This is a genomic window from Arthrobacter sp. JB02-1C, assembly GCF_057748045.1.
Window position 1 is genome coordinate 3623906 of record NZ_CM173235.1, and the last position, 14016, is coordinate 3637921.

Consider the following 14016-nt stretch of genomic DNA (forward strand, 5'->3'; position numbering starts at 1 on the left):
CCACCGTAGCAACCCGGCGCCTCCCGCATGCCGCTTCGGCGCCGTTCCTGCCAAATGTCGGGGCCCCCTCGTAGGCTGTTCGCATCCGCTGAAGCGAAGGGGTCTCACATGTACTGCTCCATCATCCCTCCCTACCTGTTGCGCCGGCTGGCGGCGCTCCAACAGGAGCCGGGCCTGAACATCGCTGCCCGGGCCGCCAGGGAAGCCCTGCAGCATGTCCGGAGTTTCCAGGCCTCCCGGCTGGCCCCGGGCCCGGCCGTGGCCCCCGGCCTGCGGCAGCTCACCCCTGGTCCGCCGCAGCGCAGCGTGTACGACGCGAAGGCCTCGGAAAACCTGCCCGGCGTGCTGGTCCGCAAGGAAGGCGAAACCTCGACCGGTGACCCGGCGGCGGATGAAGCCTACGACGGGCTCGGCAGCACGCACCGCCTCTATGCGGAGGCCTTTGGCCGCAACTCGATCGACGGCAACGGCCTCCCGCTGGATGCCACGGTGCATTTCGGCCAGCGCTACGACAACGCGTTCTGGAACGGCAGCCAAATGGTTTTCGGCGACGGCGACGGGCAGGTCTTCAACCGGTTCACGGCCTCCCTGAGCGTCATCGGCCACGAGCTCACCCACGGCGTCACCCAGTTCACCGCCGGGCTTGCCTATCGCAACCAGGCCGGGGCGCTCAACGAGTCGCTGTCCGACGTCTTCGGCGCCCTCGTGGAACAGTACGTCAGGCAGCAGACCGCGGCGGAGGCGAGCTGGCTGATCGGCGAGGGCCTGTTCACGGACCAGGTCCAGGGCACCGCGCTGCGTTCCATGAAGGCACCCGGGACGGCGTACGACGACGATGTGCTCGGCAAGGATCCGCAGCCGGACTCGATGGATTCCTACATCCGCACCAGCGCAGACAACGGCGGGGTGCACCTGAACTCGGGCATTCCCAACCGGGCCTTCTGTCTGCTGGCGACAAGCCTCGGCGGCAGGGCCTGGGAGACGCCCGGCCGTATCTGGTACGACACAATGACCGGCGGGACGCTTGCCCCCGCCGCGACCTTCAGCAGCTTCGCCAAGGCCACCGTGGCGTCCGCCAAAGAGCTCTACGGGACCGATTCTGCCGAACATGACGCAGTCCGGCAGGCGTGGGAAACTGTCAAGGTGAGGCTGTAGCCGGCCCTCGAAGAACACCTGCCTGAGGAACCCACGTCTAAGGAATCCTGTGAAGATCTCTGTCCAGCGCAGCGGCGGCATTGCCGGGATGGAGCGCGTCTGGAGCGTGCAGGCGGTCACCCCGGATGACCGGGCGCAGTGGCAACCCCTCATCGAGGCGTGCCCGTGGGACGACGATCCCGCAGCCGGCGGCAGCGTGAGCCCCGCCCAGCCGGACCGCTTCATCTACCGCATCCGGGCCGGCGAGCGCCGGGCCACGCTGCCGGAACGGGACCTGGTCGGGCCCTGGCGGGTCCTCGTCGATACGATGCGCGCCGCCGTCGAAAACGAACAACAGGACTAACGAGCAACGGGACTAAACGGCCAACGGGACCACACCGGGAGCCGGGACCAAGGAGCCGGGGCTAAACCGCCGCCAAGTGCCCGCGGAAGGCGCGCCGGTAGGACTGCGGGCTGGTGTCCAGCACCTTGGCGAAGTGGTGGCGCAGCAGTACCGAGTGGCCGAAGCCGGCCTCCCGGGCAACTTCGTTGATGTTGAGGTCGGTTGTTTCAAGCAGCTCCTGCGCCCGGAGGACACGCTGCGAGTTCAGCCAGGCTGCAGGCGTGGCGCCGGTTTCGGCCCGGAACCGCCGGGCGAAGGTCCGCGGCGACATGTGAACCCGGGCCGCCAGTTCGTTGACCGAGTGCTCGTCATCGAGGTTGCGGACCATCCAGCGCAGGAGTTCTTCCATCGGCTGGGATCCGCACCGCGGCATCGGCCGGTCGATGAACTGGGCCTGGCCGCCGTCGCGGTGCGGCGGTACCACCATGTCGCGGGCAATGCTCGCCGCCACGTTGGCGCCAAGCTCCACCCGCACCAGGTGCAGGCTCGCGTCGATTCCCGCGGCGGTGCCGGCGCTGGTGATGATCCGCCCGTCTTCGACGTACAGCACGTTTTCGTCCACCAGCGCGGACGGGAAACGGGCGGCGAGTTCTTCCGAGTAGTGCCAGTGCGTGGTGCACCTGCGGCCGTCGAGCAGGCCGGCGCGGGCCAGCGCAAACGCGCCCGAACAGATCGACATGACCCATGCCCCGCGCGCATGCGCCGCCCGCAGCGCCTCGAGGACGGACTCGGGAACGTCCGCGTCCTTGCCGAACGGCGTCATAATCACCAGGTCGGCGTCCGCCGCCGCCTCCAGCCCGAGTTCCACGTGCATGGACGGGCCCGACTTCATCGGAATATCGCCGGGCTCCGGCGTGCAAACGCGGAAATCGAAGGCCGGCACGCCGGCGTCGCGGTCCGACCTGTCGATGCCGAACACCTCAAAGGCCGTGCCGAACTCGAAGATCGAGAAGTTGGGGACCACAATGACTGCCACCGAATTGATCATGGTTTAAGTGTGGCAGAAATTGCTCACTTTTGGGCTTTTCTGCCACTTTTTCTCGGTGTTGGTCAGGAGAAGCATGGAGCTATGGAACTCATCGGAATCGCTCTCATCGTCCTGATCCTCGCCGCCGTCGCCGCTACCCTGCGCAGCCTCACGAAAGACGGGCTCGGCCACAATCCCCCCGTCCGCTCGCATGAGTACTGGATGGCCCGCGACCTTCCCAGTACCAGCTACACCCTGCGGATTTTCTGAACCACGCCACCCCACACGCTGCCCGGCCCCGCACAGGGACCGGGCAACCCTATGACCTGCCGTGCGGCCCGTAGACTGTTTTCAGCCATGACACTGCATATTTCGTATCCCGCCGAGCTGCCGGTCTCCGAGCGCCGCGAGGACCTGATGGCCGCGATCGCTGCAAACCAGGTGACCATCATCGCCGGCGAGACCGGTTCCGGTAAGACCACCCAGATTCCCAAGATGTGCCTGGAACTGGGCCTTGGGGAGACGGGCCTGATCGGCCATACCCAGCCGCGCCGGCTCGCCGCGCGTACCGTCGCCGAACGGATCGCCGAGGAACTCGGCGTCGAGATCGGCGAGGAAGTGGGCTTCCAGGTCCGCTTCACCGGCCAGGTCAGCCGCTCCACCAAGGTCAAGCTGATGACCGATGGCATCCTGTTAGCCGAGATCCAGCGCGACAAGCTGCTGCGCAAATACAACGTCATCATCATCGACGAGGCCCACGAGCGCAGCCTCAACATCGACTTCATCCTTGGCTACCTGAAACGGATCCTGCCCCAGCGGCCGGACCTGAAGATCATCATCACCTCGGCCACGATCGACCCGGAGCGGTTCGCGAAGCACTTCGGCAGCCCGGAAGAGCCGGCCCCCATCATCGAGGTGTCCGGCCGGACTTACCCGGTGGAGATCCGCTTCCGTCCGCTCTCCCAGCCCGCCGGCGGCGGCGATGACGACGGGGAAGGTGCGGCCGCAGACGACGAACTCGAGGAGGACCGCGACCCGCTGGACGCGGTCTGCGACGCCGTGGACGAGCTTGCCCAGGAGGCCCCCGGCGACATCCTCATCTTCTTCTCCGGCGAACGCGAAATCCGTGACGCCGCGGAAGCCCTGAATGCGCGGATCCAATCCAACCGCCGGCTGGCCGGGACCGAGGTACTCCCCCTCTTCGCCCGCCTGAGCCTGCAGGAGCAGCACAAGGTCTTCCACCCCGGCAGCAAGCGCCGGATCGTGCTGGCCACCAACGTCGCCGAGACCTCACTCACGGTGCCCGGGATCAAGTACGTGATCGATACCGGAACCGCCCGCATCTCCCGCTATTCGCACCGGACCAAGGTCCAGCGGCTGCCGATCGAGCGGGTCTCGCAGGCCTCCGCCAACCAGCGTTCCGGCCGCTGCGGGCGCGTCTCCGACGGCATCGCGATCAGGCTCTACTCGGAGGAGGACTTCGAGTCCCGGCCGTTGTTCACGGATCCGGAGATCCTGCGGACCAACCTGGCCGCCGTGATCCTGCAGATGACGGCGATGGGTGTGGCGCGCAATCCGAAGGACATTGAAAACTTTCCGTTCGTGGAGCCGCCGGATTCCCGGGCCATCAACGACGGCGTCAGCCTGCTGCGCGAACTCGGCGCGCTCAGCGCCGCCCGCGCCCCGGAAGCGGACGACGACGGCGGGTCGCGCCGCGGCGGTCAGCGGCGGCCGGGCGGCAGAAACGGCGGCGGCCTCACCGCCGTCGGGCAGCAGCTGGCCCAGCTCCCGGTGGACCCCCGGCTTGGCCGGATGATCGTCGAATCCGGCAAACGCGGCTGTGTCCGCGAAGTCATGATTCTCGCGGCGGCGCTGACCATCCAGGACCCGCGGGAGCGTCCGACCGATAAACAGCAGCTCGCGGCGGAGAAGCACGCCCGATTCCGGGACGAGAACTCGGATTTCACCGGGTACCTGAACCTCTGGAACTACCTGCAGGAGAAGCAGCAGGAGCTCTCCTCCACCGCCTTCCGCCGGCTCTGCCGCAACGAGTTCATCAACTACCTGCGGGTCCGGGAATGGCAGGACCTCTTCGCCCAGCTGCGCCAGCTGGCCCGGCCGCTGGGCATCAGCCTGGACAACAAGCGCCTGACGGACCCGGTGGGCAACCACGAGGGCATCCACATCAGCCTGCTCTCCGGACTGCTGAGCCACATCGGCATCCTGGACGAACGCAAGCGCGAGTACGCCGGCGCCCGCGGCAGCCGCTTCGCGATCTTCCCGGGCTCGGCGCTGTTCAAGAAGTCCCCCACCTTCGTGATGGCCGCCGAACTGGTCGAAACCAGCCGGCTCTGGGCCCGCGTCGCCGCGAAGTTCGACCCGCTCTGGGCCGAGCAGGTGGCCCCGGACCTCATCAAGCGCAGCTACAGCGAGCCGCACTGGTCCAAGAAGATGGGCTCGGTGATGGCCCATGAGAAGGTCACACTCTACGGCGTGCCCATCATTCCCAACCGGCGGGTCAACTACGGCCGGGTGGACCCGGAGCTCTGCCGCGAACTGTTCATCCGGCACGCCCTCGTGGAGGGCGACTGGCAGACCCACCACAAGTTCTTCCACCGCAACCGGGCCCTGCTCCAGGAGATCGAGGAGCTTGAGGCGCGGATGCGCCGCCGCGACATCCTGGTCGACGACGAGGCCCTGTTCGAGTTCTACGACGCCCGGGTTGGCCAGGATGTCGTTTCAGAACGCCACTTCGACAAGTGGTGGAAGGAGGCCCGGCAGCAGGACCCGTCCCTCCTGGACTTCGAAAAGTCACTGTTGATCAGCGAGGACGCCGACGCCCTGGACGATTCGGCCTACCCCAAAACGTGGAAGCACAAGGGCTTTGAACTGCCGTTGAGCTACGAGTTCAGCCCGGTGGCTCCTGGGTCGGCACCGAATCCGGCCGACGGCGTCACCGCCGAAGTCCCGGTCCTGTTCCTGAACCAGCTGGACGACGCCGCCTTCCGGTGGCTGATTCCCGGGCAGCGCGTGGAACTCGTGACGGCCCTGATCAAGTCGCTGCCCAAGCAGGTCCGCAAGAACTTCGTCCCTGCCCCGGACGTGGCCCGCCAGGCCGTCGCGGCGCTGGAGGCGGACTTCGACCCTGCCGAGGACGAACTCGAGCCGTCGCTGGAACTGGTGCTGCGGCGGCTGCGCGGGCAGGTCATCCCACCGGGGTCCTGGAACTGGGACGCCGTGCCGCCGCACCTGCGGGTCAGCTTCCGCGTGGTCGATTCCCGCGGCAAGGTCCTCGACGAAGGCAAGGATCTCGCGGCGTTGCAGGAAAAGCTCGCGCCCGCCACCCGCCGCGCCATCGCCGAGTCCCTCGGCGCCACCCCGTCAACAACTGCGCCGAAGGCTGGCGGCAAGGCTACCGGCCGCGCGAACGGCACAGCCGCCGGGCCTACCGCCGCGCCGTCGCAGCCCGCGGCCGCCTCGGCCGGGTTCACCGAACTGTCCGGCCTGAAGGACTGGACCTTCGGCACCGTGCAGCGCCAGGTCCAGGGCACCGTGAAGGGCCACACCGTCACCGGCTACCCGGCCCTGGTCGACGACGGCGGCTCGGTGTCGCTGCGGCTGTTCCAGACCGCCACCGAACAGGCCGCGGCGATGCGCGGCGGAGTCATCAGGCTGCTGGCCCTCAGAGTGCCGCCGCCGGACCGCTACGTCCTGGAGCATCTGAACAACACCGAAAAGCTCACCTTCAGCCAGAACCCGCACGGCTCGGTCTCCGCGCTGATCGCGGATTGCGCCCTGGCAGCGATCGACAAGCTCACCCCGGCCGAGCTGCCATGGGACGAGCCTGCCTTCAAGGCGCTCTACGAGCAGGTCCGGGCGGAACTGATCGATACCGTCTTCACGGTGACCGCCGTCGTCGAACGCATCCTCGCCAGCACGCGGCGGATCGAGAAGCAGCTCAAGGGCACCACCAGCCTGTCCCTGATCAGCGCCCTCAACGACGTCAAGAGCCAGCTGGAGCAGCTGGTCTTCCCCGGTTTCGTGGCACGGACGGGCTACGCCCAGCTCAGCCAGCTGCCGCGCTACCTCGCCGCCATCGAGAGGCGGCTCGAAAAGCTCCCCGGCAACGTCCAGCGGGACGGCCAGCAGATGGCGGCGGTTCAGGCGCTGGAGGACGACTACGACGACGCGGTCGCCGCGCTGCTGCCCGGCCGCCGCGTGGGAACGGAGTTAACCCAGGTCCGCTGGATGATCGAGGAACTCAGGGTCAGCCTGTTCGCCGTCGAACTGGGCACCGCCTATTCCGTGTCCGAGAAGCGGATCCGGACCGCGCTGAACAAGGCCCTCGCGCCGGCCTAGCCCTGCCCGGCGGCGGCCATGTCCCCGACCCCGGGGGTACCGTCGGCGAGGGCGTAGCGCTGCATCACCGCGCCGCGCGGCGATGCCACGACCGGTTCGATAAGGGTGAGGTTGGTCGGCACCACCCCGTCGGCGAAAACCTTCTTTCCGCCGCCCAGCATGATCGGGTAGACCCAGAGCGTGAGACGGTCGAAGAGCCGCTCGGCGAACAGCGTCTGGACAAAGTCGAGGCTGCCGATGACGTGGACGTGCTCGTGCCGGTTCCGCAGTTCGCGGACCGCGTCCGCCGCGTCGCGGCCCAGCAGACTCGATCCCTCCCAGCCGAGGTCCGGTGACCGGCGCGAGGCCACGTACTTGGGGATGCGGTTGAACAGGTCCGCAATGGTCCCTTCGGCCGTCGGCCAGTAGCCCGCGAAGATCTCGTAGGTCCGGCGGCCAAGCAGCAGGGCGTCCATCCCCGCCATTCCCGCTTGGACCTGGCCGCCGACGACGTCGTCGATCAGCGGCGCCTGCCAGCCGCCAAAGGCGAAGCCGCCCGCGGCGTCCTCCTCCGGGCCGCCGGGCGCCTGGGCGACGCCGTCGAGCGTGGTGAACAGGTCGATGTGGATCAGTCCCATGCCGTGCTCCCTCTCCTGTGGCCGGCCGTCCGGCGACGGTTGCCTGTGGCGGTTGCGCCTTAGGCCGCCGGAACGTGCTCCGCGTGGCCGGCTTTCCGCAGGCCGTCGCGCAACCTTTCTGCGTTGGCGTCGAGCCTGGCGGGGTCCGGGTTCTGGTCCGCCGAGCCGAAATCAAAGTCGGCCATGGAACGGGACGGCCAGACATGCACGTGCAGGTGGTTGACCTCGTAGCCGGCCACGATCAGTCCGGCCCGGGCCGCGTCGAAGACGTCGACCTGGACGGCGCCGATCTTGCGCGCCACTTCCATGACCCGTCCGAGCACCTCCGGCGGCGCGTCAGTCCAGCGGTCCACCTCTTCGGTGGGGACCACCAGGGTGTGCCCGTCGGCCAGCGGCCCGGTCGTTAGGAAGGCCGCGACGTCATCCTCCCGCCAGACGAAACGGCCCGGGATCTCGCCGTTGATGATCTTGGTAAACAGGGTGCTCATACATCCGCCTTTTCTGCCGGGGACCCCAGGGTGCTGACGTCCAGGACAAAACGGTACTTCACGTCACCGGCCACCATGCGGTCATACGCCTCGTTCAACTGGTCCGCACCGACCACCTCGACGTCCGAGACCACGCCGTGCGCCGCGCAAAAATCGAGCATCTCCTGGGTCTCGGCGATCCCGCCGATCAGCGAGCCGGCGTAGGCAATCCGGCGCCGGATCAGGGAACCCGGATTGACCGGCGGCATGGCGTCGGAGGGCAGCCCCAGCTGGAACAACGCCCCGTCCACCCGCAGCGTCCGGAAATACGGGTTGAGGTCGTGCGGGGCGGCGACGGTGTCAATAATGACGTCGATGCTGCGGTCCGCTGCCTCCATCGCCGCTGGATCGGTGGAGCGGACCACCCGGTCCGCGCCGAGCTCCCGGGCCGCCTCAAACTTGCGCTCCGACGTCGTGAAGACGGTGACCTCGGCGCCCATGGCCTTGGCGATCTTGACGGCCATGTGGCCAAGTCCGCCCAGCCCCACGACGCCGACGGCGTCGCCCGGCTCGACCTCGAAGTGGTTCAGTGGCGAGTAGGTGGTGATGCCGGCGCACAGCAGCGGCGCAGCGGCGGCCGGGTCCATGCTTTCCGGTACCCGGAGCACAAAGTTGCGGTCCACCACGATTGAGGTGGAGTAGCCGCCCTGCGTGACGGCGCCGTCGTTCCGGGCGTCCCGGGCCCCGTAGGTACCGACATTGCCGTTTTCGCAGTACTGCTCCAGGCCGTCGAGGCAGCTGTCGCATTCCCGGCAGGAATCGACCAGGCAGCCGACGCCGACGCGGTCACCGACGGTAAAGTCGTCAACGGCCGCGCCGGTCCGGGTGACCCGGCCGACGATTTCGTGCCCCGGCACGAGAGGATAGTTTTGCGCGCCCCATTCGCCGCGGGTGGCGTGGACATCGGAGTGGCAGAGGCCGCAGAACTCAATCGCAATCTCGACGTCGTCGTCCTTGGGCGCACGACGCGACACCTTCAGCGGGACGAGCCCGCTCCGGCTGGAGGTGGCGCCGTAGCCCGCGACGAGGGCGGGACCCGCGGCGGAGGTGTCGGCGTCGCCGGCGGCGTTAAGGTCCGGCAGCGGCTTGGCGAGGGGCGGTGGTACGGGGCGTCCTGGAGTCATGGTCCGACGCTACCCCCGGGCCGGTTTCCGTGCCACTTTCAGCGCCGGGGCGCCCGTCGCCCGCCGCGCCAGGCGGGGTCCTGCCGGTCATATCCTTGGAGGGTGACCATCGCCCAGGCCTTATTGTCGTTTGCCGTCGTCGCCGGTCTGCTGACCCTGGTGCCGGGCCTGGACACCGCACTGGTGCTGCGGTCCGCTATCTCCCGTTCCCGCGGCTACGCTTTCGCTACCGCGCTGGGCATCAACACCGGGGCCCTCGTGTGGGGCGTCGCCGCCGCGGTGGGCGTGTCGGCTCTGCTGGCGGCGTCCGAATTCGCCTACCGGCTCCTGACGCTCACCGGCGCGGCCTACATGGTTTGGCTGGGGCTGTCGCTGCTGTGGAAGAGCTGGCGCCGGTCTGCGCCAACGGCACCGGCGCCGGGTGCGGAAGCCTTGCCGGCGGCCGGGCGCCCCTGGCTTCGGGGCTGGCTGACGGGTACCGGGACCAACTTCCTCAATCCGAAGGTCGGTGTCTTCTACATCGCCACCATTCCGCAGTTCATTCCGTCCGGCGCCTCGCCCCTGCTGATGGGGGTGCTGCTGGCCGGCGTCCACTGCCTGCTGGCCATGCTGTGGTTCACCCTGCTGATTTCCGCCACCGGCTTCGCGACCAGGTGGCTGAAAGGTCCCAGCACGGTCCGGACAATTGACCGGATCACCGGGACGGTCCTGGTGGGTTTCGGCCTGAAACTCGCCATGGAGCCGGGGCACTAGCGGGCGCCGGTCCCCTGCCGTGCTGCACCTGCACCCTGGCAATCTGAATTGTCTGACCCCTTTGGTTCACTTGAATCATGGACGGCAAGCAAGGGCCTGACGTGGTTCAAGGAGCGGGGCCGGGGGTTACGGACCTCGCCCGGTCGTTCGCCCGCGTGCCGGTCCCGGCCGGTTCAGCCGCCCTGATCACCGAAATCCGGGAGCTGGAGGACCTGAAATCGGCCCTTGCCGCCCGGCAGGCCCGGCTCGCCGTCGCGTTCGACCTGGCCCAGCGCCGGGAACAGGCCGACGCCGGGATCCCCGCCGACCAGCTCGGCACCGGGATCGGGGCGCAGATCGCGTTGGCCCGGCGCGAATCCCCCGCCACCGGCAGCCGGCTCCTCGGCCTCGCCAAGGCCCTCGTCACCGAAATGCCGCACACCCTTGCGGCGCTGGAAACCGGGCAGCTCAACGAATGGCGCGCCACCCTCCTGGTCCGCGAAACCGCCTGCCTGGCCGCCGCCGACCGGACCGCCGTCGACGAAGAACTCGCCCCCGACACCGGAACCCTCAACGGCGCCGGCGACCGGGCCCTTGTGGCCGCGGCCCGCGCCGCCGCCTACCGCCGCGATCCCCGCTCCGTCACCCAACGCGCCGCGCACGCCGAAACCGAACGCCACGTCAGCCTCCGCCCCGCCCCCGACACCATGTGCTACCTCACCGCCCTGCTCCCGGTCGCGGCCGGCGTCGCCATGCACGCGGCCCTCACCCGGCACGCCGACACCCTGCGCTCTGCCGGGGACACCCGGTCCCGGGGACAACTGATGGCCGACGCCCTGGTCGAACGCACCACCGGCACCCCCGGCGGGATCAGCAGCATCGAAATCCAGCTCGTCATGACCGACCGCACCCTCTTCCAGGCCGACAGCGAACCCGCCCGCCTCCCCGGCTACGGCACCATCCCCGCCGGCTGGGCCCGGGCCCTGGTCCGTCCCGAGCGCGCGCAGCCCCTGGACGTCTGGCTCCGCCGGCTCTACACCGCCCCGGGCACCGGCGACCTCATCGCGATGGACTCCCGCGCCCGGATCTTCCCACCCGGGCTCCGCCGCTTCATCCAGGCCCGCGACCACACCTGCCGCACCCCGTACTGCGACGCCCCCATCCGGCACCTGGACCACATCGTGCCCTGGCGCCAGGGCGGCACCACCAGCCACACCAACGGCGCCGGACTCTGCGAAGCCTGCAACCACACCAAAGAAACCCCCGGCTGGACCAGCAAACCCCTCCCAGAAGAGACGCACAGGTACCAACGGCATAGCCTCGAGCTCACCACCCCCACCGGCCACACCTACCACTCCACCGCACCGCCCCTGCCCGGAACCAGCGCTCCACCCGGAACAACACCGCAACGGGCGGCACCGGACAACCCCGGTCTGCGCTTGTTGAGGGCCTGTCCGCGCTAGTCCGCCGCTACCGCGTCCCCGCCGGGGGCGGTGCCGGTGACGACGTCGTTCGACGGGTCGTTGGACCACTCGGAGAACGAGCCGGGGAACAGGGCGGCCGGGAAGCCGGCAATCTCCAGGGCCGCGATTTCGTGGGCCGCCGTCACGCCGGAGCCGCAATACACGGCCGTGGGCAAGCCCGCCTGCACGCCAAGGCCGGCGAAGCGTTCGCGCAGCGCCGCGGCCGGAAGGAACCGCCCGTCGGCGGCCAGGTTGGCACTGGTCGGCGCGCTGATGGCCCCCGGAATGTGCCCGGCGCGGGGATCAACGGGCTCGACGTCGCCGCGGTACCGCTCCCCCGCCCTGGCATCAAGCAGCAGCCCGCGCCCGGACCAGGAAGCGGCTTCGCGGGCGCCGATGGCCGGCATGGCCCCGTCAGCCAGTTCGACGTCGCCCGGTTCCGTGTCGCCGGCGCCGGTTTCGACTTCGAAGCCGGCGCCGCGCCAGGCCGCCAGTCCGCCGTCCAGCAGACGGACCGTCGGGAACCCTGCATTGCGCAGCATCCACCAGAGGCGGGCGGCCGCGAGGTTGCCGCTGTCGTCGTAGGCCACCACCAGATCACCCTGGCGGATGCCCCAGGAACGGGCAGAACGCTGGAACTGCTCAGGCGGCGGCAGCGGGTGGCGGCCGCGGCTCGGATCTGGCGGACCGGCCAGCTCGGTGGCGAGGTCGACGAAGACCGCGCCGGGCAGGTGCCCCGCCAGGTAGTGGTCCCTGCCGTGCGGGTCGCCGAGCGCCCAGCGGACGTCCAGCAGCACAGTCCGTGCGCCGGAATCCAGCCGGTCCTTGAGTTCTTCCACAACAATCAGGGTTTCCATCCGCCCACTCTAATCCTGGCCGTCGCCGCCGCCGGTAGGCTGGTGCGGTGACGACAGCGCGCCAGCACCAACGGCTTTGGGCCGACGAAGCCATCCGCCGGATCGACGCGGAAAACAACAGGTCCGCCGACACCCACCTGCTTTCGGTGCCGTTGCCGGAGCACTGGGGCATCCAGCTGTACCTCAAAGACGAATCGACCCATCGCACCGGCAGCCTCAAGCACCGGCTGGCCCGCTCACTGTTCCTGTTCGGGATCGTCAACGGCTGGATCCGGGAAGGCACCACCATCGTGGAGGCATCCAGCGGCAGCACCGCCGTATCCGAGGCGTATTTCGCCCGGTTGCTGGGGTTGCCGTTCATCGCGGTGATGACCCGGACCACCAGCCGGGAAAAAATCGCCTTGATCGAGCAGTACGGCGGCGCCTGCCACCTGGTGGACCATGCTTCGGAGGTCTACTCCGCGGCCGAAGACCTGGCGCGCAGCACCGGCGGCCATTACATGGACCAGTTCACCTATGCGGAGCGCGCCACCGACTGGCGGGGCAACAACAACATCGCCGAATCCATTTTCGGCCAGTTGGCGCTTGAGGAGCAGCCGGTCCCGGACTGGATCGTGGTGGGAGCAGGCACGGGCGGAACCAGCGCGACCATCGGCCGCTACCTCCGCTACCGGCGCCACTCCACCCGGCTCGCCGTCGTCGACCCGGAAAATTCCGCCTTCTTCCCCGCCTGGCTGGCCGACCGCGACGGTAACGCCGGGCCCGCCGAGGCGGGCCGTCCGTCCCGGATCGAGGGGATCGGCCGGCCACGGCTGGAACCAAGCTTTGTGCCGGCCGTCATCGACCACATGATCCAGGTGCCCGACGCCGGTTCGGTGGCCGCCATGCGCCACCTGCGCGACCACGCGGGAATTCACGCCGGCCCGTCCACCGGGACCAACCTGTGGGGCGTGTGGCAGCTCATTGCCGGCATGATCGCCGAGGACCGCCGCGGCAGTGTGGTCTCGTTGATGTGCGACGCCGGTGACCGGTACTCCGGTAATTACTACAGCCCCGAGTGGCTCCGCGCCCAGGGACTGGACCCGGAACCGTACGAGGCAGTGATCCGCGAGTTCATCGCCAGCGGGACCTGGTCCGGCTAGCTACACGTCCACGGATTCGCCGCTGGCAAGATGCCGGTACTCCGTCCCGTATCTGGCGCCGATCCGGGTCACGTGCGCTTCGATCATCCCCCGTCCGGTGTCGTTCAGCAGGGCGTCGTGGACCGGGAAGGCCCGCGGCGCCCGGACCCCAATCACAAAGTCGACCACTTCGCCGACCTTGTTCCACGGTGCATGGATCGGCACCAGGAGGGTCTGCACGTCGACACCATCGGGAACCGTAAAGGAGTCCCCCGGGTGGTACACGTTGGAGTCCACCAGATAGCCGAGGTTGGCGACCACCGGGATCTGCGGGTGGATGAGGGCATGCTGGCCGCCGAAACTCCGGACATCGAACCCGGCCGCCTCGAAGCTCTCGCCGCCCGCAACCGTGTGGATCCGGTCCGCAGCCCCCGACGCCGCCGCACGCAGCTGCGTTGCCACAGCCTCGGGTGCGAAGAGCTGCAGCTGTTGGTCGGCAAGCAACGCAGCGGACACGGCGTCCACGTCGAGGTGGTCCGGGTGTTCGTGGGTGATCAGCACCGCGGCCGCACCGTCGAGAGCCTGCTCCGTCTCGGAGAACGTCCCGGGGTCCAGCACCAGCACCCGGCCCTCCTGCTCGAGCCGGACGCAGGCGTGGGTGAATTTCGTCAGCTTCATCCGGCCAGCCTAGGGGGCCTTCCGACGCGGTGTC

General features: G+C 68.9%; 13 protein-coding genes. 7 read left to right on the top strand and 6 right to left on the bottom strand.

Translation table 11 applies throughout. The features are described 5' to 3' along the window. The first annotated feature begins 108 nt into the window (after positions 1 to 108). Both AC3ANP_RS16955 and AC3ANP_RS16960 read left to right on the top strand, forming a co-directional pair. Positions 109 to 1155: a M4 family metallopeptidase gene (locus AC3ANP_RS16955; protein WP_488331278.1), complete on the top strand. Its 1047-nt coding sequence runs from the start codon at positions 109 to 111 to the stop codon at positions 1153 to 1155. A gap of 49 nt (positions 1156 to 1204) precedes the next feature. Then, the gene (locus AC3ANP_RS16960; RefSeq protein ID WP_488331279.1) at positions 1205 to 1498 is read left to right on the top strand and encodes a protealysin inhibitor emfourin; all 294 of its coding nucleotides are present in this window, start codon (positions 1205 to 1207) and stop codon (positions 1496 to 1498) included. Positions 1499 to 1559: 61 nt separating this feature from the next. On the opposite strand, the gene AC3ANP_RS16965 is transcribed toward AC3ANP_RS16960, so the two are convergent. Further along, complete coding sequence (locus AC3ANP_RS16965) at positions 1560 to 2525, bottom strand: GlxA family transcriptional regulator (protein WP_488331280.1); 966 nt, start codon at positions 2523 to 2525, stop codon at positions 1560 to 1562. Between the two features lie 81 nt (positions 2526 to 2606). Between AC3ANP_RS16965 and AC3ANP_RS16970 the strand changes: the two genes are divergently transcribed. Both AC3ANP_RS16970 and hrpA read left to right on the top strand, forming a co-directional pair. Further along, positions 2607 to 2774: a hypothetical protein gene (locus AC3ANP_RS16970; protein WP_488331281.1), complete on the top strand. Its 168-nt coding sequence runs from the start codon at positions 2607 to 2609 to the stop codon at positions 2772 to 2774. 87 nt (positions 2775 to 2861) lie between these two features. Further along, a complete protein-coding gene (gene hrpA, locus AC3ANP_RS16975) occupies positions 2862 to 6863 on the top strand; it encodes an ATP-dependent RNA helicase HrpA (protein WP_488331282.1) in 4002 nt (1333 codons plus the stop codon). Here hrpA and AC3ANP_RS16980 read toward each other — a convergent pair. From AC3ANP_RS16980 to AC3ANP_RS16990, 3 genes are read right to left on the bottom strand one after another with little or no spacing between them, the layout of a single operon-like run. Further along, positions 6860 to 7480 carry a dihydrofolate reductase family protein gene (locus tag AC3ANP_RS16980; protein WP_488331283.1) on the bottom strand — a complete coding sequence of 207 codons (621 nt, stop codon included), beginning with the start codon at positions 7478 to 7480 and terminating at the stop codon, positions 6860 to 6862. The genes hrpA and AC3ANP_RS16980 overlap by 4 nt on opposite strands. A gap of 59 nt (positions 7481 to 7539) precedes the next feature. Next, positions 7540 to 7968: an HIT family protein gene (locus AC3ANP_RS16985; protein WP_488331284.1), complete on the bottom strand. Its 429-nt coding sequence runs from the start codon at positions 7966 to 7968 to the stop codon at positions 7540 to 7542. Then, positions 7965 to 9131: an NAD(P)-dependent alcohol dehydrogenase gene (locus AC3ANP_RS16990; RefSeq protein ID WP_488331285.1), complete on the bottom strand. Its 1167-nt coding sequence runs from the start codon at positions 9129 to 9131 to the stop codon at positions 7965 to 7967. Before AC3ANP_RS16990 ends, AC3ANP_RS16985 begins: the two co-directional genes overlap by 4 nt. Before the next feature lie 102 nt (positions 9132 to 9233). On the opposite strand from AC3ANP_RS16990, the gene AC3ANP_RS16995 reads away from it, so the two are divergent. Together AC3ANP_RS16995 and AC3ANP_RS17000 are read left to right on the top strand one after the other, a co-directional pair. Next, positions 9234 to 9884, top strand: coding sequence for a LysE family translocator (locus AC3ANP_RS16995; protein WP_488331286.1), 651 nt, complete (start codon positions 9234 to 9236; stop codon positions 9882 to 9884). 77 nt (positions 9885 to 9961) lie between these two features. Then, entirely contained in the window at positions 9962 to 11326 is a 1365-nt protein-coding gene (locus AC3ANP_RS17000) for an HNH endonuclease (protein ID WP_488331287.1), read from the top strand. Here the strand turns inward: AC3ANP_RS17000 and AC3ANP_RS17005 are convergent. Beyond that, complete coding sequence (locus AC3ANP_RS17005) at positions 11323 to 12183, bottom strand: sulfurtransferase (RefSeq protein ID WP_488331288.1); 861 nt, start codon at positions 12181 to 12183, stop codon at positions 11323 to 11325. The two genes, AC3ANP_RS17000 and AC3ANP_RS17005, sit on opposite strands and share 4 nt — an antisense overlap. A gap of 47 nt (positions 12184 to 12230) precedes the next feature. Here AC3ANP_RS17005 and AC3ANP_RS17010 point away from each other — a divergent pair, with 47 nt between their 5' ends. Then, positions 12231 to 13325, top strand: a complete 1095-nt coding sequence (locus tag AC3ANP_RS17010; RefSeq protein WP_488331289.1) for a PLP-dependent cysteine synthase family protein — start codon at positions 12231 to 12233, stop codon at positions 13323 to 13325. On the opposite strand, the gene AC3ANP_RS17015 is transcribed toward AC3ANP_RS17010, so the two are convergent. After that, positions 13326 to 13982, bottom strand: a complete 657-nt coding sequence (locus AC3ANP_RS17015) for an MBL fold metallo-hydrolase (RefSeq protein WP_488331290.1) — start codon at positions 13980 to 13982, stop codon at positions 13326 to 13328. Positions 13983 to 14016: the final 34 nt, after the last annotated feature.